This is a genomic window from Bacillus cereus group sp. MG4 (assembly GCF_040460055.1).
Lineage (GTDB): Bacteria > Bacillota > Bacilli > Bacillales > Bacillaceae_G > Bacillus_A > Bacillus_A wiedmannii.
In genome coordinates this window covers 2,908,640-2,930,672 of the sequence record NZ_JARVGZ010000001.1, presented here as the reverse complement: position 1 = coordinate 2,930,672, position 22,033 = coordinate 2,908,640, and the positions used below count along the sequence as shown (strand labels likewise).

The window sequence follows — 22,033 nt, the reverse complement described above, 5'->3', positions numbered from 1 at the left end:
GAATGATAGAAGTGATTGATTGGACAGGAGCCGAAGCTACAGCCCTAATAGAGAACGAAGAAAAAACAGTGTTATATGTATATACTCCAATGTGTGGAACATGCCAATTAGCAAAAAAGATGTTAACAGTTGTTGAGATGACAATTGAAGACTTGAAAATTGGAATGTTAGATTTAAATTATGCTCCGCATTTAGCGAAAGAGTATGGAATCGAAAGTGTACCGTGTTTACTTGTTTTTGAAAATGGGACACTCATGAAGAAGATATATGCATTTCATTCGGTTGAATATTTATATACGGAATTAAAGTAGGCGGCAAAGTTTTTGCCGCCTCGACATATTTCTCGGGAAATATGTCGAGATGCAGGGTGGTTACAGTATTTGTCGAGCGAAAGTAACAGGATTGTTCTTTAGTGAGAGGGAATGGTATGTGTAATAGAAAGTGATATGAAGGATGTGATTTAGGGTGAAATTATATTCTTTGCTGCAATCATTTGTAAATTACGCTAATGGTCAATATCATTTAGAGCCGCTTTTAAGACAAGGAGAAAAAACTGTTAATTTCCGCTTTGGAGATGAAAGTTGTTCGTTACAAATTTCAAGAGATTATATAGAGCTGCTACATGAGGAAAGAGGAACAGAGCAAATCGTTTGTGCAGATGAGGAAGATGTAAAACAATTGGTGAACGGAAATGTACGATTGCAAATGCTAATGAACGATGGACGTGTACAATATTCGGGAACGTATCGAACGATGCTATTAGTTGAATCGATGTTCCATATATGTAAACCGATGTCAGTAGGTGCTTAAAATTCTGAAGTTTCATTTTTTACGAAAATTTCTGTTGACATGGTGTGTGGATATTGATACAATTCAATTCATAAAATATAGACAATTTCATAAATTACAAATCAGACGAAAATGTAATCTGATTTCTCTTATCAAGAGAGGTGGAGGGACTGTGCCCTGTGAAGCCCGGCAACCGTCAACTTATGTTGAAATGGTGCCAATTCCTGCAAAGCAAATGCTTTGAGAGATGAGAGAGAGGGATAATGTTGTTATATACGCATATAAACCTTTCTGCTTCTCTAAAGCGGAAAGGTTTTTTTATTGTTTGAATGTGGAGGACATTCAAATAATAAAAGTAGTGATAACGGTGGACTACACGCATTAAAAATAAAAATTTGCGGAGTCGACCAAAAATCTAGCTTTAGCGGCTAGAACAGTCGGTCGTTTCATCCCTTCCTATGAGGCAAAAAGCGCCTCTACGTCAGGGATTCGGGCGTCCTCTTGTTCTAAATGAGCCGCTTGCGCTTTTTATTAAAAAAAAGGGGTGAACATCATGATCTTGTTAGAAAATGTAAAGAAAATATATAAAGCAAAAAGCGGTGATGTCACTGCTGTAGATAATGCCAATTTAAAAATAGACAAAGGTGAAATATTTGGTGTGATCGGATATAGTGGCGCTGGGAAAAGTTCTTTAATCAGATTATTCAATCAGTTAGAGAAACCAACTTCTGGCCAAATTACAATTGCAAATCGTGTGATTTCAGCAATTACAGGGAGTGAACTTCGTAAGGCAAGGCAAGAAATCGGAATGATTTTTCAGCACTTCAACTTACTTTGGTCACGAACTGTACGCGAAAATATCGAGTTCCCACTTGAAATTGCAGGTGTTGATAAGGCGAAGAGAAGAAAACGAGTGGATGAGTTAATTCATCTTGTTGGATTAGAAGGAAGAGGAGATGCGTACCCATCTCAGCTGAGCGGAGGACAAAAGCAACGCGTTGGTATTGCAAGAGCATTAGCTAACAATCCACAAGTGCTTTTATGTGATGAAGCGACATCAGCTCTTGATCCAGAAACGACAGATCAAATTTTAGATTTATTATTAGATATTAATAAGCGTCTCGGTTTAACAATTGTACTCATTACACACGAGATGCACGTGATTCGAAAGATTTGTAATCGAGTGGCGGTAATGGAGAAAGGGAAGATTGTAGAAACGGGTCCAGTACTTGATGTATTCCGCAATCCGCAGAAAGACATTACAAAGCGATTTGTACAGCAGTTAACGGATTCTGAAGATACAAATGAAACGATTGAAAGTTTAATTGAAAAGTATCCAGATGGTAAAGTAGTTCGTTTGCAGTTTATCGGTGAAGCTGTAGAAAGACCAGTACTTCAAAGATTAATGCAACGCAGTGATATAGAAGTTAGCATTTTGCAAGGAAACATCGCCCAAACAAATAACGGCTCTTACGGTAGTTTAGTTGTTCATTTAAATGGTGAGGAAACAGCGATTCAGCAAGCAATAGAGGGAATACATCAAGATCAAGTAGAGCTGGAGGTGATTGCACATGGATAAGTTACTCACAAATATTGATTGGAATCAAATGTTAGAAGCAACTGGTGAAACGTTATATATGACGGCAATCGCAGCTCTTGCCACATTTGTTTTAGGACTAATTTTAGGATTGTTACTCTTTATGACAGCGAAAGATAATTTATGGGAAAACAAATCGGTTAACACGGCGATTGGAGCGTTCGTAAACATTTTCCGCTCGATACCGTTCATCATTTTAATCATTTTATTAATCCCATTCACAAAGATTCTGCTTGGAACAATTCTTGGAGCGAGTGCAGCACTGCCAGCTTTAATTATTGGAGCGGCACCATTTTACGGGAGAATGGTTGAAATTGCACTTCGCGAAATTGATAAAGGTGTAATTGAAGCTTCAAAAGCAATGGGAGCAAAAACAAGCACTATTATTTTGAAAGTATTAATTCCAGAATCGTTACCAGCATTAGTATCTGGTATTACGGTTACAACAATCGCTTTAGTAGGCTATACAGCAATGGCGGGGGTTGTTGGTGCTGGTGGCCTTGGAACACTTGCTTATTTAGAAGGATTCCAGCGAGGAAATAACGATGTAACAATCGTTGCGACAATTTGTGTATTACTAGTGGTATTTTTCATTCAGTGGATTGGTGATAGTGTAACGACTCGAATAGATAAACGATAATAAAAAACAGGAGGATGTTTCAAATGAAAAAATTATTACTTACAGCACTTATTTCAACTTCTATTTTTGGGTTAGCTGCTTGTGGCGGGAAAGATAAAGATGAAAAGAAACTAGTTGTGGGGGCTTCTAACGTGCCGCACGCTGAAATTTTAGAAAAGGCAAAACCGTTACTTGAGAAAAAAGGAATTGAATTAGAAGTGAAAAAGTTCCAAGATTACGTGTTACCAAATAAATCGTTAGCGGATAAGGATTTAGATGCAAACTACTTCCAGCACATTCCGTATTTAGAAAAAGAAATGAAAGATAAAAAATATGATTTTGAAATAGCAGGGAAAATTCACTTGGAACCAATTGGTGTATATTCTCAAAAATATAAGAGCTTAAAAGAACTTCCAGACGGGGCGACAATTATTATGAGTAATTCCGTTACTGACCATGGACGTGGTTTAGCAATTTTACAAAAAGAAGGCATTTTAAAAATTAAAGACGGAGTAGATCCAGTTAGTGCAACTCCAAAAGATATTGTAGATAATCCAAAAAACTTAAAGTTCAAAACGGATATCGAGCCTGGTTTGTTACCACAAGTGTATAACAATAAAGAAGGCGACGCTGTTTTAATTAACTCGAACTATGCAATTGATGCGAAATTAAATCCAGAAAAAGATGCAATTGCAATTGAAGGTGATGATTCTCCATACGCAAACGTATTAGTGGTTCGTAAAGGTGATAAAGATAAAAAAGGAATTAAAGAGCTTGTAGAAGTATTGCATTCTAAAGAAATCGAAGACTTTATTAATAAAGAATATAAAGGAGCGGTTGTTCCTGTAAAAGAATAATTGCTAAAAAGGGCTGGTGTATGCCGGCCTTTTTTATAACTACATAACTATAGGGAGAAGGGGACATCATATGAAAAAGATTCTATTGTCAGTTGTTACAGCGCTGTCTGTATTTACATTAGCTGCTTGCGGAGGGAAAGAAGAGAATAAGCTTGTTGTGGGAGCTTCTAACGTGCCGCACGCTGTTATTTTAGAAAAAGCACAGCCGATATTAGAGAAAAAAGGTATTAAATTAGAAATTAAAAAATTCCAAGATTATGTGCTGCCGAATAAAGCGTTAGCAGATAAGGAAATTGATGCGAACTATTTCCAACACATTCCTTATTTAGATAAAGAAATTCAAGAAAAGGGATATAAAATTGTAAACGCAGGAAAAATCCATTTAGAGCCAATGGGCATTTATTCTAAGAAGTATAAAAGTTTAAAAGAATTGCCAGATGGCGGAACAGTTATTATGAGTAATAACGTTGCGGAGCGTGGCCGTATGCTCGCATTGTTACAAAAAGGCGGCGTTATTAAATTAAAAGACGGTGTAGATGTTGTTAAAGCAACAGTAAAAGATATTGTAGAAAATCCGAAAAACTTAAAGTTTAAAACAGATGTAGAACCGGGACTTTCACCGAAGCTATATGAAAATAATGAAGGTGATGCTTTATTCATTAATTCAAACTACGCAATTGATGCGAAATTAAATCCAACAAAGGATGCAATTGCAATTGAAGGATCAGACTCTCCGTATGCAAATATTATTGCAGTTCGTAAAGGTGACGAGAAGAAAAAAGAAATTAAAGAACTAGTAGAAGTACTGCATTCAAAAGAAATTCAAGATTTTATTAATAAAGAATATAAAGGTGCTGTACTGCCAGTAAGTGAATAAATATAAGGAAAGGATTGGGAATTTCCCAGTTCTTTTTTCTTTATATAAATAAGAAGAAAGGTGTATCATATAAGGATGCAAGGGAAATACTTATATACATTTGTGAAAAAATTGTTACATTTTTTCATCGTTTGCGATATCATTTTATTTGATATAAGATTAGAATGAGAATAAAATGAGAATATGAACGTTTTAGTAATTTTTAAAATGTATATATAGGATTAATGGAGGTATTGAGATGGCTGGTTCTACATTAACGGTTAAAGACTTACACGTATCAATTGATGGAAAAGAAATTTTAAAAGGTGTAAACCTTGAAGTAAAAGGTGGAGAAATCCACGCAATTATGGGACCTAACGGAACAGGTAAATCAACTTTATCTTCTGCGATTATGGGTCACCCAAAGTATGAAGTAACAGAAGGTAGCATCATCATCGACGGTGAAGATGTATTAGAAATGGAAGTAGACGAGCGTGCACAAGCAGGTCTATTCCTAGCAATGCAATATCCAAGTGAAATTAGCGGAGTAACAAACGCTGACTTCTTACGTTCTGCAATTAACGCACGTCGTGAAGAGGGCGATGAAATTTCTCTTATGAAATTTATCCGTACATTAGATAAAAACATGGAATTCCTAGAAATGGATCCAGAAATGGCACAACGTTACTTAAACGAAGGTTTCTCTGGTGGAGAGAAAAAACGTAACGAAATTCTTCAATTAATGATGATTGAGCCGAAAATCGCAATCTTAGATGAAATCGACTCAGGTCTTGATATCGATGCATTAAAAGTTGTATCTAAAGGTATTAACCAAATGCGCGGCGAAGAGTTCGGTTGCCTAATGATTACGCATTACCAACGTTTATTAAACTACATCACTCCAGACTTCGTTCACGTTATGATGAACGGTCGTATCGTTAAATCTGGTGGCCCTGAGCTTGCACAACGTCTAGAAGCTGAAGGTTACGACTGGATTAAAAAAGAATTAGGTATTGAAGACGAAACAGCAGAGCAAGAAGCGTAAGAGAGGAGCATAAACATGACAATCGGTACATTACCTTTCGATCAAGAAACAATCCGTCAACGCGCAAGCGAAGTAAACGAAGCTGCTTGGTTGACTGAGTTCCGCTTACAAGCTCTTGCACAAGCAACTGAACTTCCAATGCCAACGCCTGATAAAACGAAAATTGAAAAATGGGACTTTATCGGAAAAGGCGAAGCTGCTAAGCAAGAGCCTGTAAGTTCTTTAACAGAGCTTCCAGAAGCAGTGAAAAACTTAATCGATGAAAATAACAGCGTATTAGTACAACGTACTGGTACAACTGCATTCGTTTCTTTAGCTGACGAAGCAAAAGAAAAAGGTGTTATTTTTACAGACATCGTAACAGCTGCAACAGAGCATGCTGAACTATTACAAAAGTATTTAATGAAAGACGGCGTGAAGGTAGACGAGCATCGTTTAACTGCACTTCATGCTGCATTAATCAACGGCGGTGCATTTGTATATGTTCCGAAAAACGTTGTTCTTGAAACTCCACTTCAAGCTGTATTCTTAGTAGACGGCGAAGAAGCTAACGTATATAACCACGTATTATTCGTAGCTGATGCGAACAGTACTGCAACTTATGTAGAAAACTACGTTGCAAATGAAAATGCTAAAGGTATTGCAAATATCGTAGCAGAAGTAATCGTGGAACAAGGCGCACAAGTGAAATTCGGTGCGGTTGATCTATTAGCAAAAGATGTAACAACTTACGTTAACCGCCGCGGTGTTGTTGGACGCGACGGCCGCATTGATTGGGCTCTAGGTCTTATGAATGACGGAAACACAATTTCAGAGAACGTTACGAACTTAATGGGCGACGGATCATATGCTGATACAAAAACAGTAACAATTGGCCGTGGTAACCAAACACAAAACTTTACAACTAAAGTTGTTCACTTCGGTAAACACTCTGAAGGTTGGATCTTAAAGCACGGTGTACAAAAAGATAGTGCAACATCTATCTTTAACGGAATTGGTAAGATTGAACACGGTGCATCTAAATCAAATGCACAACAATCTTCTCGCGTTCTTATGTTAGATGAAAAAGCTCGCGGTGATGCAAACCCAATTCTTTTAATCGACGAAGATGATGTAATGGCAGGTCACGCAGCTTCAGTAGGCCGCGTAGATCCGTACCAATTATACTACTTGATGAGCCGTGGTATTCCAAAACGCGAAGCAGAACGTTTAGTCATCCATGGATTCTTAGCACCTGTAGTAAATGAGCTTCCAATTGAAGGAGTAAAGGCACAGCTTGTTGAGGTAATTGAAAGGAAAGTTCGCTAATGAATATTCATGAAATACGCAAACAGTTTCCAATTCTTGATCAAAAAGTGAACGGCAAACAACTTGTATATTTCGATAGTGCAGCAACTTCTCAAAAACCAATTCAAGTCATTGAAACGTTAGAACGTTACTATAAAGAATATAATTCTAACGTGCATCGCGGTGTTCATACGCTCGGTACGAAAGCTACCGACGCGTATGAAGGTGCACGCGAGAAGGTTCGCAAGTTTATTAACGCGAAATCAATGGAAGAGATTATTTTCACGCGCGGAACGACAACTGCATTAAATACAGTAGCGGCTAGCTATGGTCTTGAAAATGTAAAAGAAGGCGATGAAATCGTTATTTCTTACATGGAGCACCATAGTAACATCATTCCGTGGCAACAAGTTGCGAAGAAAACTGGTGCAACTTTAAAATACCTTCCGCTTCAACCAGACGGTACAATTTCTTTAGAAGATGTTCGTCAAACAGTTACACCGAATACAAAAATCGTTTCTATTATGCAAGTATCAAACGTACTTGGAACGATTAACCCTGTAAAAGAAATCGGAGCAATCGCACACGACAACGGTGCAATTATGGTCGTTGATGGTGCACAAAGTACACCTCATATGAAAGTGGATGTACAAGATTTAAACTGTGATTTCTACGCATTATCTGCTCATAAGATGTGCGGACCTACAGGTATCGGCGTATTATATGGTAAAAAAGAATTGCTGAACAATATGGAGCCAATTGAATTTGGCGGTGAAATGATTGATTTCGTAGATTTACAAGAATCTACTTGGAAAGAGCTTCCGTGGAAGTTTGAAGCAGGTACACCGATTATCGGTAATGCAATCGGACTTGGTGCGGCAATTGATTTCCTAGAAGAAATAGGTCTTCATAATATTGAAAAGCATGAACATGAATTAGCGCAATATGCTTTAGAAAGACTATCAGAAGTAGATGGCGTTACAATTTATGGTCCAAAGCATCGCGCTGGTCTTGTTACATTTAATATTGAAGACGTACATCCTCATGATGTAGCAACTGTATTAGATGTAGAAGGCATTGCGGTTCGCGCAGGACACCACTGTGCACAACCGCTTATGAAGTGGCTGAAAGCTTCTTCTACAGCACGTGCGAGCTTCTATTTATATAATACAAAAGAAGAAATTGATACATTTGTTGAATCACTAATCAAGACAAAGGAGTATTTCACAAATGTCATTTAATAATTTAGATACGTTATACCGTCAAGTTATTATGGATCATTATAAGAATCCTCGTAACAATGGCGTGTTAGAAGATAGTGTTACTGTTAACTTGAACAATCCAACTTGCGGCGATCGTATTCAACTTACGATGAAAGTAGAAGAAGGTATTGTACAAGAAGCGAAGTTTGAAGGAGAAGGGTGTTCTATCTCAATGTCTTCAGCTTCGATGATGACACAAGCAGTAAAAGGTAAGAAAATTGAAGAGGCACTTCAGCTTTCTAAAATTTTCTCTGACATGATGCTAGGAAAAGAGTACGATGACAGCATTGATTTAGGAGATATTGAAGCATTACAAGGCGTATGCAAGTTCCCTGCACGTATTAAATGTGCAACATTAGCGTGGAAAGCGTTAGAAAAGGGCTTAAACGAAGATAAGTAATGTTAAAGGTTCCTAAAAACGAGGTTATCTAAGGAGGGACACACCAACATGGCGAAGCAACTGCCAGATATCGGCGATTATAAATATGGTTTCAAAGACAAAGACGTTTCGATTTTCCGTGCTGGACGCGGTTTAACAAAAGAAATCGTTGAAGAGATTTCACGTATGAAAGAAGAACCACAGTGGATGTTAGACTTCCGTTTAAAATCACTGGATAAGTTCTATGAAATGCCAATGCCACAATGGGGCGGCGACTTAAACGACTTAGATTTCGATGAAATTACGTACTACGTAAAACCATCTGAGAAATCTGAGAAGTCTTGGGATGAAGTACCTGAGGAAATTAAAGCGACATTTGATAAATTAGGTATTCCTGAAGCGGAGCAAAAATATTTAGCTGGTGTATCTGCACAGTACGAATCTGAAGTTGTATACCACAACATGAAAGAAGACCTAGAAGCTCTAGGAATCGTCTTCAAAGATACAGATAGCGCATTAAAAGAGAACGAAGATATTTTCCGTGAGCATTTCGGAAAAGTAATCCCACCAACAGACAACAAATTCTCTGCATTAAACTCTGCAGTTTGGTCTGGTGGATCATTCATCTACGTTCCAAAAGGTATTAAAGTGGATACACCACTTCAAGCGTACTTCCGTATTAACTCTGAAAATATGGGACAATTCGAGCGTACGCTTATCATCGTAGACGAAGGCGCACACGTACACTACGTAGAAGGTTGTACAGCACCTGTTTACACGACTAACTCACTTCACAGTGCGGTAGTAGAAATCATCATTAAGAAAGATGCATATTGCCGTTATACAACAATCCAAAACTGGGCGAACAACGTTTACAACCTAGTTACAAAACGTGCGGTTTGTGAAGAAAACGCAACGATGGAATGGATTGACGGTAACATCGGATCTAAATTAACGATGAAATACCCAGCAGTTATCTTAAAAGGCGAAGGCGCTCGTGGTTTAACATTATCTATCGCGATTGCTGGTAAAGGCCAACACCAAGATGCTGGTGCGAAAATGATTCACTTAGCACCAAACACGTCTTCAACAATCGTTTCTAAATCGATTGCGAAGCATGGTGGTAAAGTAACTTACCGTGGTATCGTACAATTCGGACCAAAAGCGAAAAACTCTCGCTCTAACATCGAGTGTGACACGTTAATTATGGATAACCAATCTACATCTGATACAATTCCTTACAACGAAATCAAAAACGATTACGTTTCACTTGAACACGAAGCGAAAGTATCGAAAGTATCAGAAGAACAATTATTCTACCTAATGAGCCGCGGTATTTCTGAGCAAGAAGCTACAGAAATGATCGTAATGGGCTTTATCGAGCCATTCACTCGCGAACTTCCAATGGAATACGCAGTTGAAATGAACCGCCTAATCAAGTTTGAGATGGAAGGTTCTATTGGTTAATAGATAAAGTGTAAGCGCCCTGCTATGCAGGGCGCTTTTTTATGTTGTGCTTGGTTCAGGTCAGGATGGGATACCCAGGTGGGTGTTTAGTTAAATATATCAACGATTTTTCAAATATATCGATTATAACTCGGAATATATCAACGATTCGACATGTAATATCGATTTATCGACAAAATAAGACAAAAGAAATTCTTCATATACCCCGCAACATTTTATATGAAAAGGGATCGACTGGAAGTAAGGCAAAGATACTGACAAATCCACTGGATAATCCAATGACCCCCCACCTACCGAACTATCTGTTAAACTTTTTGACAAATGCCAAATCCCCGACCCCCACTATCTAAAACCCTTCCACACACTAGAAAAAGTTTTCTTATCAAAAAGGACAATCTTTTGCTTTTTCTTATAATGCGAGTACAATGTAAAATAGCAAGAAAAGACGAAAAGTATTTACAGGATTATTGCGTACGTGTAGCGTAAATGGCAGTAAGGAACTGAGAGGAGGTTTTTTCTCTGAATATAAATAAAGAAACAATCATCCACCTTTATCATACAAACGATATACATAGTCATTTTGAAAATTGGCCGCAAATTTCTCGGTTTGTACAAGGGGAGAAAAAGCGAAGACAGGAAGCGGGAGAGACCGTTTTGACGGTTGATATCGGCGATCATGTGGATCGTTTTCATAGTATTTCGGAAGCGACGAATGGACTTGGCAATACGAAGCTTTTGAATGAGGCGTTATATGATTATGTAACGATCGGAAATAATGAAGGAATTACGTTAGCGAAGGAGCATTTGAATCGTCTATATGATGATGCTGGATTTGAGGTGCTCGTTGCGAATTTATTTGAAAAAGAAGGGGTACGTCCAGCGTGGGCAAAGCCTTATAAATTACATACAACGATAGATGGGATTACGATTGCCTTTATCGGGTTAACGGTAGCTTATCCAGAGTTTTATCATATGCTCGATTGGCATATTGAAGATCCGCTTATCCATTTAGAGTCTATTTTAGAAGAAGTGCGAGATGAGGCTCATATTACGGTTGTCCTTTCTCATCTTGGAAAAAGCATGGATGAGTATATGGCAGAGCATTATGATATAGATGTTATTTTAGGGGCACATACGCACCATTTATTTGAGCGTGGCATTCTTATGAATAATACTTTACTTTGTTGTTGTGAAAAGTGGGGACGTTACGTTGGGCACGTTCAGCTTACTGTGGATAAAGAGACGAAGAAGCTGTTGAAAAAGGACGGTAGAGCGATTAAGACAGAACGTTTAGGTGCTTATAGCAAACCGTTATCCACAATTGAAGTGCTACAGGAAGAAAGTAAACAGATTATGGCCGAGCCTGTCGTTCATTTAAAGGAAGCATTACCGGTCGATTGGTTTCAGGAGACATCATTTTCGCACATGTTAGCAAGTGCGCTGAAAACGTGGTGCGGTGCAGAAATTGGAATGGTGAACGCTGGTGTGCTATTAGAGGGATTAAATGAAGGTGTTGTGACGCGCGGAGATATTCACAGAATTTGTCCACATCCAATTAATCCATGTTTATTAAAAGTGCCGGGGAAAATGTTAAGAGAAGTTATTTTGAAAGCACGTCGCCCGAATATGGAGAACCTTGAGGTAAAAGGATTCGGATTTCGTGGAAAAGTGATGGGGAAAATGATTTACGCTGGTGTCGAAGTCATTCCAGATATGATTCCTGGGAATAAAATTTTACTGGAAGATGTATTGATTAACGGAGAATCGCTGGAATTAGATCGTATATATACGGTAGGAACGATCGATATGTTTACATTCGGATACTTATACCCAGAGCTATCCACACTTTCTGACAAACAATATTATATGCCAGAACTACTTAGAGATGTGTTAACAGACGTGTTGATAACTCATACATCTTCCGTCAAACTATAGGCTAGTTAACTTGTAACACTCATTTTTCTCTTGTCATACAGATAAGAAAGAGAGGAGTGTGGACTATGGTTAATATGGAGCCAATTATAATCGATAATTATACGTTTATTGCGGTTAGTGTCAAACTTCCAAAGACAAATTTGCTAGCTGTAATGAGCGATAAAGGATATATTATGTGCGGTGCATTAGATGTAGGTCTTTTAAATGAGAAGTTAGGTGATCGAGGAATTATTGCTGGCCGTGCGGTTGGTGTAAGAACGATTGAACAACTTCTTGAAGCACCGCTAGAATCAGTAACGATTGAAGCCGAAGCATTAGGTATTACGGCAGGTACAATCGGAAAAGAAGCATTATTAAAAATGAGATAAGCATATATCGTCCCTCCTTCTTGCATAGAAATGATATAAGAAGGAGGTTTTTTTATGAGTATATTTCGTTCGAAAAATTCGCGGTTTCGAAGGGGACCAATTTCCTTTCGGCACATACTGCTTATGTCGTTTATTCTTTTTGTCATATTACTCGTGCAAGGATTATGGATTGTGAATAAAAGCATTCAGCCGACATTACTTAAATATGGGGAAGTAGAGACGCATAAAATGGCGACAGCGGTTATGACGAAGGCGGTAAAAGATAGAATTAATGAAGGGTTTGATGTCGATTCATTAATGAAAGTACAAAATGATAAAAACGGGAAAGTATCCACAATTAATTTAAATACAAAGCAAGTAAATGAAATCGTAACTTCAACGACCACATACATAGAAAAATATTTACAGCAAGTAGAACAAGGTGATTTGAAGGGGCTAGGTATTTCTGAAAAAAATGGAGCAACGATGGCCGTTCCTTTTGGTCGTGTAACGGATAATGCGCTTCTTGGAAATATAGGACCCGATATTCCAATTGATTTTACGACGATTGGTCATGTGAATACGGATATTAAACAAAAAATTGAACCGCACGGGATCAATACGACAGCGATTCAAATTATTATGGAGATGGAAGTCACGTTGCAAGTGATTATTCCATTTCATACGAAAGAAATAAAGGTAAAACAAGATGTTCCGATTGCAACGCGTATTGTTCAAGGGGAAGTGCCTACTTATTATGGAAGTGGGAGTGTTGTTGTACCTGATAAAAAGAAAACGGATAGTTAGCCGAATTAAAAAAATAACCGTAGCAATATGCTACGGTTATCGTTTTGTATTCGTGCGTTCTTTTCGCTCCCAAAGACTTAAATGCATGTATGGATCGAAAGCCCATTCTGTATAACCATTGTCTTTATACATACCGAAATGTAGGTGGGGCGGGAATTTTCCAGCTGTGCCGGGAGGGCCGTAACCGGTGCTACCGACAAATCCGATTACTTTTCCTGGTTCGACAATTTGTCCAAGCTGTATTTCTTTTGAGAATCCGCCTAAATGAGCGTAATAATGGTAATTATTATGAAGGTCGCGAATGCCGATGCGCCATCCGCCAAGACGGTTCCAGCCTTTTGTTTCAATAATGCCATAGCAAGTAGATCTTACTGGTACACCATAGCCTGCAAAAATATCAGTTCCTTCATGAACTCTCCGCCCCCCAAAACTTCTTCCAGCACCGAAAGTACTACGGTAGCTATGGTCACTACGAATCGGGAGAGGAAAAGCATTTCCTTCTAAATTAATACGTCCGTAATGTTTATAAATTTGGGCGTATTCGGTAATTAATTCAACTGTTTTCGCACGTCTATAATATTCCCAAAGCATAATGTGAACACGGTCTTCGGACGTTCCTTGTTTCTTTAAAATTGTCGCTGCTGTATGCAGAAGATCACGGTCGTTATTTGCGTTTGCAAATCCATCTTTGTCACCATCTAAACCCAATCCGCCAAATAGAGAAATTGTATGGGGGAGAGTGTCGTTACCATTAACGGGTCCAGCCCATATTTCTGGTTTGAAATAAAGGGAAATAATGGCATCTGGTTTTTTCGGAATATCTTTTCTTACGCTCCGTATATTTCTTTCGTATTGATCCATTGCAGCTAAGTAATACCACGGAATGCCTGAAGATTGCTCGGTTTCTTTATATAGTGCCATGCGCTTTTCGTATATGCTTTGCTGATTATCTTCACCGTAAGCGATGTTTTGGTGGAGAAGAAAGCAAATTGAAAGCAAAAGAGAAATTTTTCGAAGCATGAAATAGACTCCTTTCACAACATCACTCTTTTTAGTGTGGGATATACGGAGTATTTCATTATAGGGAACGATTGGAAAAAATCTTAGAATCTTCATTTGAGCAAATCGCTTTCATACGTTAGAATAGATATGTTACATTGAAAGAAGCGAACACGGTAAACTATTTCATATTGTGCGGAGTTGATAACCATGACAAAACAAACAGAATATAAGCGCAAGCCCGAATGGTTGAAAATTAAGTTAAACACGAATGAAAACTATACAGGCTTAAAGAAAATGATGCGTTCTAAGAATCTTCATACAGTTTGTGAAGAAGCGAAATGTCCGAATATTCATGAATGCTGGGCTGTAAGGAAAACAGCAACATTTATGATTTTAGGTGCGGTTTGTACACGTGCTTGTCGTTTTTGTGCGGTTAAAACAGGCTTACCAACTGAGCTTGATTTACAAGAGCCAGAACGCGTAGCAGATTCTGTAGTACAAATGGGCTTAAAGCACGTTGTTATAACAGCGGTTGCACGTGATGATTTAAAGGACGGGGGAGCAGCTGTTTTTGCTGAAACAGTACGCGCTGTACGTCGTAAAAATCCATTTACGTCAATCGAAGTATTACCATCTGATATGGGTGGAGTAGAAGAAAACTTAAAAATGTTAATGGATGCAAAACCAGATATTTTAAACCATAACATTGAAACAGTACGTCGATTATCTGACCGAGTTCGCGCTAGAGCAAAATATGACCGTTCATTAGAGTTTTTACGTCGAGCGAAAGAAATGCAGCCTGATATTCCAACTAAATCGAGCATTATGGTGGGCTTAGGTGAAACGAGAGAAGATTTAATTGAAGCAATGGATGACTTACGTGCAAACAATGTGGATATTTTAACTCTTGGACAATACCTACAACCATCTAAGAAGCATTTACCAGTTCTTAAATATTACCCACCAGCAGAATTTGCAGAGCTTAAAGAAATTGCACTTAGCAAAGGCTTTAGCCACTGTGAAGCTGGCCCACTTGTGCGTTCTTCTTACCATGCGGACGAGCAAGTTCGTTCTGCAAAAGAAAAAACAGCAGAAGCAAAATAATGAAAAAAGAGAGCTAATCATTAGCTCTCTTTTTGTTTATATTCTAAAACAGTATTTGGGCATGTTAATAAGATTTTCTTTAATTCCTCTGTGGATAATTCAATTGTAAATTCAGGTACACCAGGTGTAATTAAAATTTTATCGTAAGCATAAATAGCACTATCCACAATAATCGTTACATGTTGTGAATAACCGAAAGGAGCTACACATCCTGGAGTACAGCCTGTTTCTTCTCTTAGCTCATCAGGAGAACAGAGAGATAAGCTTTCTCCTGTTATTTCTTTCATCTCTCCTCGGTTGAGCCTTGTACCCTCTAACGTAAAAAATACGTAATAATCTCCAGACTTTGATTTTAAAAATAAGCTTTTACTTGGAGTGCCGTGTAAGCCAAGCCTTTCACGTACGATACGATCTGTTTCATAGTCGAGTACTGGTTCGTGTTCAAACTTTTCGTAAGAAGCATTTGTTTTATGTAGTAAAGCAAGTACATCTTCGTACATATGTAGTGATACCCCTTTCTATTGTTAGTACAGTTATTTCTCGTGGCGTCAACTGAATTTGTTGGAAAGAGATATTACTTGGACGGTGCTTCCCATAATCGTTTTAGGATACATTGTTTATCGAGTGTAATTTCGTAAATATCAGGATTCGTTAAAGCTCTCCATTCAATAAAGCCGATCGTATGATCAAAGTGCTTTAAAATGAGCGTCAGTAAGTTGCCGTGTGTAACAAGTAGTGTTGTAGTATGGTTTAACTTTAAAACGTCTTGGATAAGTGATATAGCACGATCCGTCGCTTGTTTTGTTGACTCTCCGCCTGAAAAGGCAATATCTATATTTGTAAAAGTAGATTCTAGTTTTTGCAACCAATCGTCCATTGGAACGTTGCTTAATATGCGTTCAGCTAATCGTTCATCTTCTTGGATAGACAAGTTAGCTTGAAGCGCATAGGGCCGAATAGAATCGATAGCTCGCACAAATGGGCTTGAAATAATATGATCTATTTGTAGTTGGTTTTCTAAGAGGAATGTAGCAAGAGTGTTTGCTTGATTTTTTCCTGCAATCGTTAATTCGGCATCACGTTCTTGTCCAGTTGCTGAACAATGTCGTATTACAATCAATTTCTTCATAATTCATCCCCATCTTTCAAGTTGACGCTATATACTTCGACAAATGTAGAAAAAATTCCTTTTTATTGGAAACGGCATATTGATTTAAATATGTGGAAAAGTAATGTGGATAAATGAACATTTGAGGTGTAATGATGAAAAAAATGAAATGTATTATATTCGGTCTTTGTTTTTTTATACACTTGTCCACAACATATGCAGAATCCAATCAAAAATTAAATTATCCAAGCAATCGAAATAAAACGTTTGTGAGTGAGGATGTGTTTTACGAACAGTTAGATAAGAAAATCTATAAAGAATACAACAATGCAGCATATAGTGTTCGGAAAAAAATCTTATTTAAAGAAGTGGCTGAAGAGGAATTTTCTTTCCAACAAAAAACAGCCATGGGTTGTCGGAGTAGTGTGATGCTTCAAGATTTTTTTGTTCATCCTGATCGCCAAGTTTATTTTTTCGCTTCCTTTTCTCAAAATGAAGTAGAAGAGTTTCATAAGTACATCGTTATAGACGCAGAAACAAAGAGGGAGCTGCAAGAGGGTAAGAGTTATCATCATTGCGAAAAACGTGGTAAAAAATAACCCACCAGTTGGTGGGTTATTTTTTATTCCGGTACACTCATTAATTTCTCTTTCATTTTACGAATAAGAATAACAGCACCAATTGTGAAGAGAAGGGTAATTCCTTCTGCAACAAAGATGTTAATTGTTTTTGTTTGGTAAAGTGCGGCGAAAAAGTCTACAAATGCGTGGAATAATATAGCGTAAACAAGGAAAATATATTTCTTCTGTTTTACAGCGTATAAGACAAGCATTGTAAAGGCAATTTGCAATACAAGAGCCATAATTCTTTCCAAGCTGCCAAGGAAGTATAAATAAGCAGGTTGTTCTATTAACATATCCTTTACAAGATTTAATTGTGGTAGTTTTTCTGCCATTTGAGCGAAGCTACCATTGTTAATAGCATTAGCGAATATAAGTGTCTGCAATGCAGAGAATCCGCCAACTAAAATGGATTCAATCCCGCCATGACCAATTCCATAAGCGAAGCCATCTTTATATTCTAGATATTTTTTTAGTAGGAAGAAGAAGGCAACGAAGCGTCCTAATTCTTCAAAAATACCAGCAGTTAGTCCGCCATAAATTGCAAAGATAAACGGATTTTCTAAAAATGGAGCGATTGCTGGATTACCACGCATAAATAGGTGGAACGGTGTTTCGAGAATTTGGGTAAATCCAATAAAGATAAGAACACCAACGCCGACCACTTTCCAATTAATATTATATTTTTTACGGAAATAAACGAGTACAATAATTGGGACCAGAACCGAAACAACGAGTTGAAATATAATGCTGGCAATTACAGTATTTGAAACCATACTTTCACCGCTTTCTAATATATGTACATATCTATTATGCATGAAATATAGTGGAGATGAAACTTTTAACAAAAAATGAATTTACTTATTGACTCTAACGTTGCGTCATACTTTATCGTATGTATTAAGGGGGAGATACACATGACAATGAAGGTAAAAGAAGTAGCTAATTTAGTTGGAATTAGTGTGCGCACACTGCATCATTACGATGAAATTGGGTTGTTAACCCCAGACGAGACGACAGAGTCTGGATATCGTCTGTATTCCAATGAAAATTTAGAGACATTGCAGCAAATTTTATTTTTTAAAGAGCTAGGCTTCCCTTTGAAGAAAATTAAAGAAATTATCATGAGTCCATCATTTGACCACGAAGAAGCACTACAGCTTCATAAGAAAATGCTTCTTGAAAAACGTGCCAGATTAGATAAGGTGATTGCGACGATTGATAAAACAATTCAGCATACAAAAGGAGAGATTGAAATGACGAATAAAGAGAAATTTGAAGGCTTCGATTTCAGCCATAATCCGTACGAAGAAGAAGCGCGTGAAAGATGGGGAGACGCAGCTGTAGATAAAGCGAATGAATATGCGAAAGGTATGTCAAAAGACAATCAAGAAGAGTTTAATACGATTTACAGAAATTTAGCGGCGCTTAGACACGGCGCACCAGATTCTAAAGAGGCACAAGAAGCAATCGGGGTATGGTACGATTACTTGCAAAACTTCAGTGAATATTCATTAGATGCTTTTAAAGGACTCGGTCAAATGTACGTCGCAGATGAGCGCTTCACGAAAAATATCGATAAGTTTGGTGAAGGGTTAGCGCAGTTTATGTGTGATGCGATGACGGTTTATGCGGATCGTAAGAAATAGTAAAAAAGGTGGAGGTTTTCTCCACCTTTTTTATTTTTTAATCATATCATTCAAAGTCTGATCCCCCGTATTGTTCAAATGAGGATTTTTACTCATTTCCCGTTTTAGCATGTCGAGGCTCTGTGTATATTCTGTATCATTTAAAGCGCCAGATTGAAGGCCTTGAATTTGAGAAATCAACTTTTGGTCTGTTGATACATATGCTTTATAATAGCGAGGGACGATGGACAAAGCAGCTTTATATACTTGATCTGCTACAAGTTTTGGATCCGTTGTGTTTGCACGGTATACAACAAATACTTCATCATCGGTAACGAGCGTAGCAGCGTTTGTAACGTCAGGAAGTTTGACTGTCATGCTTGTAATCATTTCAGCGACTTTCTCACGGTTAATGGCTCCTACTTGTTTGTTAGATACTTCATGTTTTTGTTTAGATGAATAACCGACTCTCGTTAATCTTGTATTTGTATTTTCCGTATGATACATGTCGTTTTTATTGGAAACAAGAACACGACTTCCTTCTTCACGTTCCATTTCGGCTTTATTAGATGATTGACAGCCTGCGAATAAGGAAAGAGTGAGGAGAGAGAGTATAATTTGTTTTTTCAAGATGTATCACCTCCTTCTCCATAGCATGCACTAATTTTCAATTTTTTGTATTTGAAATTGTTGGTTGGTATGCTTTGTGATACGATAAAAAGAAGAATGCTTAGAGAGGAAGTTAATGATGGAGCAAAAGCAAGAGCAAGAGATGCATGCTACGGTGAGCATTAATAATGTGCAGTACGAAGTAATTAAAAACTTTCGTGACGGTTTTAGTGAAGAAGCATTTAAAGAGCGTTATGCAGAAATTTTAAATAAATATGATTATATCGTTGGGGACTGGGGTTATGAGCAACTTAGATTGCGCGGTTTCTTTGATGATAGTAATCAACGTTCGACATATGATACGAAAATTAGTACGTTAACGGAGTATTTATACGAGTACTGTAACTTCGGTTGTGCACACTTCGTATTACGAAAAGTGAAGAAATAAAAAAATCCTCTTACGATTGTAAGAGGATTTTTTGCATTATAAACAAATCGAGATATGATCGCCTTCAGAAAGTATTGTATTTGGTTTCATTTGTTGTCCGTTCAATTGAATATCCCCATTTTTAATTTTATCCACAATGCGTGTACGGCTCCAGTCGGAAATATATGTGGATAAAGCTTTATCCATTCGGTGGGAACCGAAAACGATATCTAATACGATCGTGATTTCGGCTATGCCGTTTTCTTTATGTTGCGTAATGGAAATGGTAGTAGTTGTTTCTATTTGATCTTGCTTCGTCATATCGACTGTTTCCACATGATCAGTAAATGCTTTATAAATACGTAGCTTTTGATTCCACGTATGATCTTTCGGACATTTATAAATGGCAAAGCGGTATATATTTTTTCCGTTGGCGTTATGCCTACGAATATTCGTGTCAGTAAATAGGGTATTGCGTCTGCAATTTTTACAATACTTTTCGATTGTATTTTGCTCATTTTCATATAAACTCCAAGAAAGTTGTACTTTCTGCATTTTCCTTCACCTCTTATAATAGTGGTAAAGGAACGTAATACAGCTATTTGGATGTCTTGTAGTATGAAGGCATGAGAAATAGACAAAAATAAAAGGAGATTCCCTTAGGAAGCTCCGTAAACATCATACTACAGATGCGTTACGCTCCTTTGTAATGGGAACGGGCAGACTACTCCCTTGAAAAAGAACGGTGCTTTTTTGAGAGTAATGCTATCCAATTGCTGGTCCATTACAAAGTAAATGTCGGCATACGTAGATAACGTCCTTTCTATCCAAATAGATTTATTCTTAATTATAACATATGAGATTGAAAATTCGAAATACTTAAAGTGAAAAAACACCAGCTAAAATAGCTGGTGTCTACGATAAATTATATAAGTTCAAATAAAAATGAGCGTAGTTCTTCTGCAATTTCTTCAGTCATAGAAAATGCATGCTCTAAGTAGCCTGGTTCGTTTAAATCGTCAGGACCGATGATTGCAAATCTATTGCGCTGTATATCAAGGACAATTGTTTTACCGTAATGACGATCGGAGTATAAAAGCGCTAAATCATGACGCTCATTTTCTCCCATAAAGCTAACGAAACGAGTTCTTGTAGCGACTGTATCGTCGTACAGAAAGAAACGTTCTTCCATACACATGGCTCCTTTATTAAATATCTAAGTTTAAGTGTGGTTTATGATCTAAATGGTGATGCGTTTTAATGAATCGTACCGTTCTTGTTTTGTAACGCATAACGATAGAGTATGTTTCAGCTAAATCTCCGCCAAGGAATTTAACACCGTCTAATAACTCACCAGCAGATACACCAGTTGCTGAGAAGATTGCATCATCCCCAGATACTAAGTCATCTAACATAAGAAGTTGACGAGGATCTTCTAATCCCATTTCACGACAACGAGCTTCTTCTTCTTCGTTCATTGGAACTAAGCGAGCTTGCATTTCACCTTCAAGGCATTTTAATGCTGCTGCAGAAATAACACCTTCTGGAGCTCCGCCAATACCTACGAATAAATCAATACCCGTTCCAGGTAGTGCTGTTGCGATTGACGCACCAACATCACCATCACCAAATAATTTTACGCGTGCACCTTTTGCACGAACACGGTCAATAATATCTTGATGACGTTCACGTTCTTGCACGATAACTGTTAGATCGCGAATCTTTTTATTGTTAGCTTCTGCTACAATTTCAATTGTTTTTTCAATTGGATCATCTAAGCTAATTTTACCAGCTGCTTTTGGACCAACCGCGATTTTTTCCATGTACATATCAGGAGCATGAAGAAGGTTTCCTTTATCTGCGATTGCGATAACTGCCATTGCATTTGCAAGACCTTTTGCAACGATGTTTGTACCTTCTAATGGATCAACGGCGATGTCTACTTCTGGACCGTTACCTGTTCCTAGTTCTTCACCAATATACAACATCGGTGCTTCATCAAGTTCTCCTTCACCAATTACAACTGTACCTGCCATGTTTACTGAATCAAACATATCACGCATTGCTGTAGTTGCTGCATCATCTGCTTCGTTTTTCTTTCCGCGGCCCATCCACTGTGCGGATGCTAATGCTGCTGCTTCTGTTACACGGACAATTTCTAGTGCGAGTTCACGTTCCAAGATTCCATTCCTCCAATTTCAAAAATCATACAAATATAACTATAACAAATAACGGAGAAAAGGTGAATTCGAAAAATTGTCGATTTTTTCAGAAGAAAGCGTTACAAT

At 37.7% G+C, this 22,033-nt stretch carries 26 protein-coding genes and 1 riboswitch; of the genes, 18 read left to right on the top strand and 8 right to left on the bottom strand.

Annotated features, from left to right (window positions below; translation table 11 throughout):
* Nucleotides 1-2: 2 nt before the first annotated feature.
* The 14 genes from QCI41_RS15590 to yunB all read left to right on the top strand — a co-directional run bounded on the left by QCI41_RS15590 (nt 3) and on the right by yunB (nt 13,247).
* Nucleotides 3-311 carry a thioredoxin family protein gene (locus tag QCI41_RS15590; protein WP_002008881.1) on the top strand — a complete coding sequence of 103 codons (309 nt, stop codon included), beginning with the start codon at nt 3-5 and terminating at the stop codon, nt 309-311.
* 154 nt (nt 312-465) lie between these two features.
* Nucleotides 466-810: a hypothetical protein gene (locus tag QCI41_RS15585; RefSeq protein ID WP_000781214.1), complete on the top strand. Its 345-nt coding sequence runs from the start codon at nt 466-468 to the stop codon at nt 808-810.
* A gap of 125 nt (nt 811-935) precedes the next feature.
* A riboswitch (SAM riboswitch) is annotated at nt 936-1,043 on the top strand.
* A 299-nt stretch (nt 1,044-1,342) separates the two neighbouring features.
* Entirely contained in the window at nt 1,343-2,368 is a 1,026-nt protein-coding gene (locus tag QCI41_RS15580) for a methionine ABC transporter ATP-binding protein (protein ID WP_000601756.1), read from the top strand.
* Entirely contained in the window at nt 2,361-3,026 is a 666-nt protein-coding gene (locus tag QCI41_RS15575) for a methionine ABC transporter permease (protein WP_353837147.1), read from the top strand. Before QCI41_RS15580 ends, QCI41_RS15575 begins: the two co-directional genes overlap by 8 nt.
* A gap of 23 nt (nt 3,027-3,049) precedes the next feature.
* On the top strand, nt 3,050-3,862 hold the full coding sequence (gene metQ, locus QCI41_RS15570) for a methionine ABC transporter substrate-binding lipoprotein MetQ (protein WP_000735094.1): 813 nt from the start codon (nt 3,050-3,052) through the stop codon (nt 3,860-3,862).
* Nucleotides 3,863-3,932: 70 nt separating this feature from the next.
* Nucleotides 3,933-4,739, top strand: coding sequence for a methionine ABC transporter substrate-binding lipoprotein MetQ (metQ, locus tag QCI41_RS15565; RefSeq protein ID WP_060488125.1), 807 nt, complete (start codon nt 3,933-3,935; stop codon nt 4,737-4,739).
* Nucleotides 4,740-4,977: 238 nt separating this feature from the next.
* Complete coding sequence (gene sufC, locus QCI41_RS15560) at nt 4,978-5,763, top strand: Fe-S cluster assembly ATPase SufC (protein ID WP_000929162.1); 786 nt, start codon at nt 4,978-4,980, stop codon at nt 5,761-5,763.
* A 15-nt stretch (nt 5,764-5,778) separates the two neighbouring features.
* Nucleotides 5,779-7,071, top strand: coding sequence for a Fe-S cluster assembly protein SufD (gene sufD / locus QCI41_RS15555; RefSeq protein ID WP_046955852.1), 1,293 nt, complete (start codon nt 5,779-5,781; stop codon nt 7,069-7,071).
* Nucleotides 7,071-8,291 (top strand): cysteine desulfurase SufS, encoded by a 1,221-nt coding sequence (gene sufS, locus QCI41_RS15550; protein ID WP_353837148.1) that lies wholly within the window; start codon nt 7,071-7,073, stop codon nt 8,289-8,291. Before sufD ends, sufS begins: the two co-directional genes overlap by 1 nt.
* Nucleotides 8,281-8,712: a Fe-S cluster assembly sulfur transfer protein SufU gene (gene sufU / locus QCI41_RS15545; RefSeq protein ID WP_000009525.1), complete on the top strand. Its 432-nt coding sequence runs from the start codon at nt 8,281-8,283 to the stop codon at nt 8,710-8,712. Before sufS ends, sufU begins: the two co-directional genes overlap by 11 nt.
* A 48-nt stretch (nt 8,713-8,760) precedes the next feature.
* Entirely contained in the window at nt 8,761-10,158 is a 1,398-nt protein-coding gene (gene sufB, locus QCI41_RS15540; RefSeq protein ID WP_001118829.1) for a Fe-S cluster assembly protein SufB, read from the top strand.
* Between the two features lie 519 nt (nt 10,159-10,677).
* Nucleotides 10,678-12,093: a bifunctional metallophosphatase/5'-nucleotidase gene (locus tag QCI41_RS15535; protein ID WP_353839248.1), complete on the top strand. Its 1,416-nt coding sequence runs from the start codon at nt 10,678-10,680 to the stop codon at nt 12,091-12,093.
* A gap of 65 nt (nt 12,094-12,158) precedes the next feature.
* Entirely contained in the window at nt 12,159-12,461 is a 303-nt protein-coding gene (locus QCI41_RS15530) for a YunC family protein (protein ID WP_353837149.1), read from the top strand.
* A gap of 54 nt (nt 12,462-12,515) precedes the next feature.
* A complete protein-coding gene (gene yunB, locus QCI41_RS15525; protein WP_046954393.1) occupies nt 12,516-13,247 on the top strand; it encodes a sporulation protein YunB in 732 nt (243 codons plus the stop codon).
* Between the two features lie 36 nt (nt 13,248-13,283).
* Here the strand turns inward: yunB and QCI41_RS15520 are convergent, their stop codons facing one another.
* Complete coding sequence (locus QCI41_RS15520; protein ID WP_000944677.1) at nt 13,284-14,267, bottom strand: M23 family metallopeptidase; 984 nt, start codon at nt 14,265-14,267, stop codon at nt 13,284-13,286.
* A gap of 189 nt (nt 14,268-14,456) precedes the next feature.
* Between QCI41_RS15520 and lipA the strand changes: the two genes are divergently transcribed.
* A complete protein-coding gene (gene lipA, locus QCI41_RS15515; protein ID WP_000166369.1) occupies nt 14,457-15,353 on the top strand; it encodes a lipoyl synthase in 897 nt (298 codons plus the stop codon).
* Nucleotides 15,354-15,373: 20 nt separating this feature from the next.
* Here lipA and QCI41_RS15510 read toward each other — a convergent pair whose 3' ends face one another.
* Together QCI41_RS15510 and QCI41_RS15505 are read right to left on the bottom strand one after the other, a co-directional pair.
* Entirely contained in the window at nt 15,374-15,853 is a 480-nt protein-coding gene (locus QCI41_RS15510) for a YbaK/EbsC family protein (RefSeq protein WP_000272726.1), read from the bottom strand.
* A 74-nt stretch (nt 15,854-15,927) separates the two neighbouring features.
* Nucleotides 15,928-16,482, bottom strand: coding sequence for a histidine phosphatase family protein (locus QCI41_RS15505; protein ID WP_353837150.1), 555 nt, complete (start codon nt 16,480-16,482; stop codon nt 15,928-15,930).
* Between the two features lie 134 nt (nt 16,483-16,616).
* Here QCI41_RS15505 and QCI41_RS15500 point away from each other — a divergent pair, with 134 nt between their 5' ends.
* On the top strand, nt 16,617-17,060 hold the full coding sequence (locus tag QCI41_RS15500; RefSeq protein ID WP_353837151.1) for a hypothetical protein: 444 nt from the start codon (nt 16,617-16,619) through the stop codon (nt 17,058-17,060).
* A 23-nt stretch (nt 17,061-17,083) separates the two neighbouring features.
* Here QCI41_RS15500 and QCI41_RS15495 read toward each other — a convergent pair whose 3' ends face one another.
* Nucleotides 17,084-17,899 carry a YhfC family intramembrane metalloprotease gene (locus QCI41_RS15495; protein WP_002008892.1) on the bottom strand — a complete coding sequence of 272 codons (816 nt, stop codon included), beginning with the start codon at nt 17,897-17,899 and terminating at the stop codon, nt 17,084-17,086.
* A 99-nt stretch (nt 17,900-17,998) separates the two neighbouring features.
* Between QCI41_RS15495 and QCI41_RS15490 the strand changes: the two genes are divergently transcribed.
* Nucleotides 17,999-18,730, top strand: a complete 732-nt coding sequence (locus tag QCI41_RS15490) for a MerR family transcriptional regulator (protein ID WP_046959991.1) — start codon at nt 17,999-18,001, stop codon at nt 18,728-18,730.
* Between the two features lie 30 nt (nt 18,731-18,760).
* On the opposite strand, the gene QCI41_RS15485 is transcribed toward QCI41_RS15490, so the two are convergent.
* Nucleotides 18,761-19,339 (bottom strand): YhcN/YlaJ family sporulation lipoprotein, encoded by a 579-nt coding sequence (locus QCI41_RS15485; RefSeq protein WP_000744033.1) that lies wholly within the window; start codon nt 19,337-19,339, stop codon nt 18,761-18,763.
* A 115-nt stretch (nt 19,340-19,454) separates the two neighbouring features.
* Here QCI41_RS15485 and QCI41_RS15480 point away from each other — a divergent pair, with 115 nt between their 5' ends.
* The gene (locus QCI41_RS15480; protein ID WP_002008894.1) at nt 19,455-19,766 is read left to right on the top strand and encodes a YutD family protein; all 312 of its coding nucleotides are present in this window, start codon (nt 19,455-19,457) and stop codon (nt 19,764-19,766) included.
* 36 nt (nt 19,767-19,802) lie between these two features.
* On the opposite strand, the gene QCI41_RS15475 is transcribed toward QCI41_RS15480, so the two are convergent.
* The 3 genes from QCI41_RS15475 to glpX form a co-directional block, all read right to left on the bottom strand.
* Nucleotides 19,803-20,300, bottom strand: coding sequence for a cytoplasmic protein (locus tag QCI41_RS15475; RefSeq protein WP_353837152.1), 498 nt, complete (start codon nt 20,298-20,300; stop codon nt 19,803-19,805).
* Between the two features lie 370 nt (nt 20,301-20,670).
* Nucleotides 20,671-20,937 (bottom strand): DUF3055 domain-containing protein, encoded by a 267-nt coding sequence (locus tag QCI41_RS15470; protein WP_000392614.1) that lies wholly within the window; start codon nt 20,935-20,937, stop codon nt 20,671-20,673.
* Between the two features lie 16 nt (nt 20,938-20,953).
* Entirely contained in the window at nt 20,954-21,925 is a 972-nt protein-coding gene (glpX, locus tag QCI41_RS15465; protein ID WP_000439090.1) for a class II fructose-bisphosphatase, read from the bottom strand.
* Between the last annotated feature and the right edge of the window lie 108 nt (nt 21,926-22,033).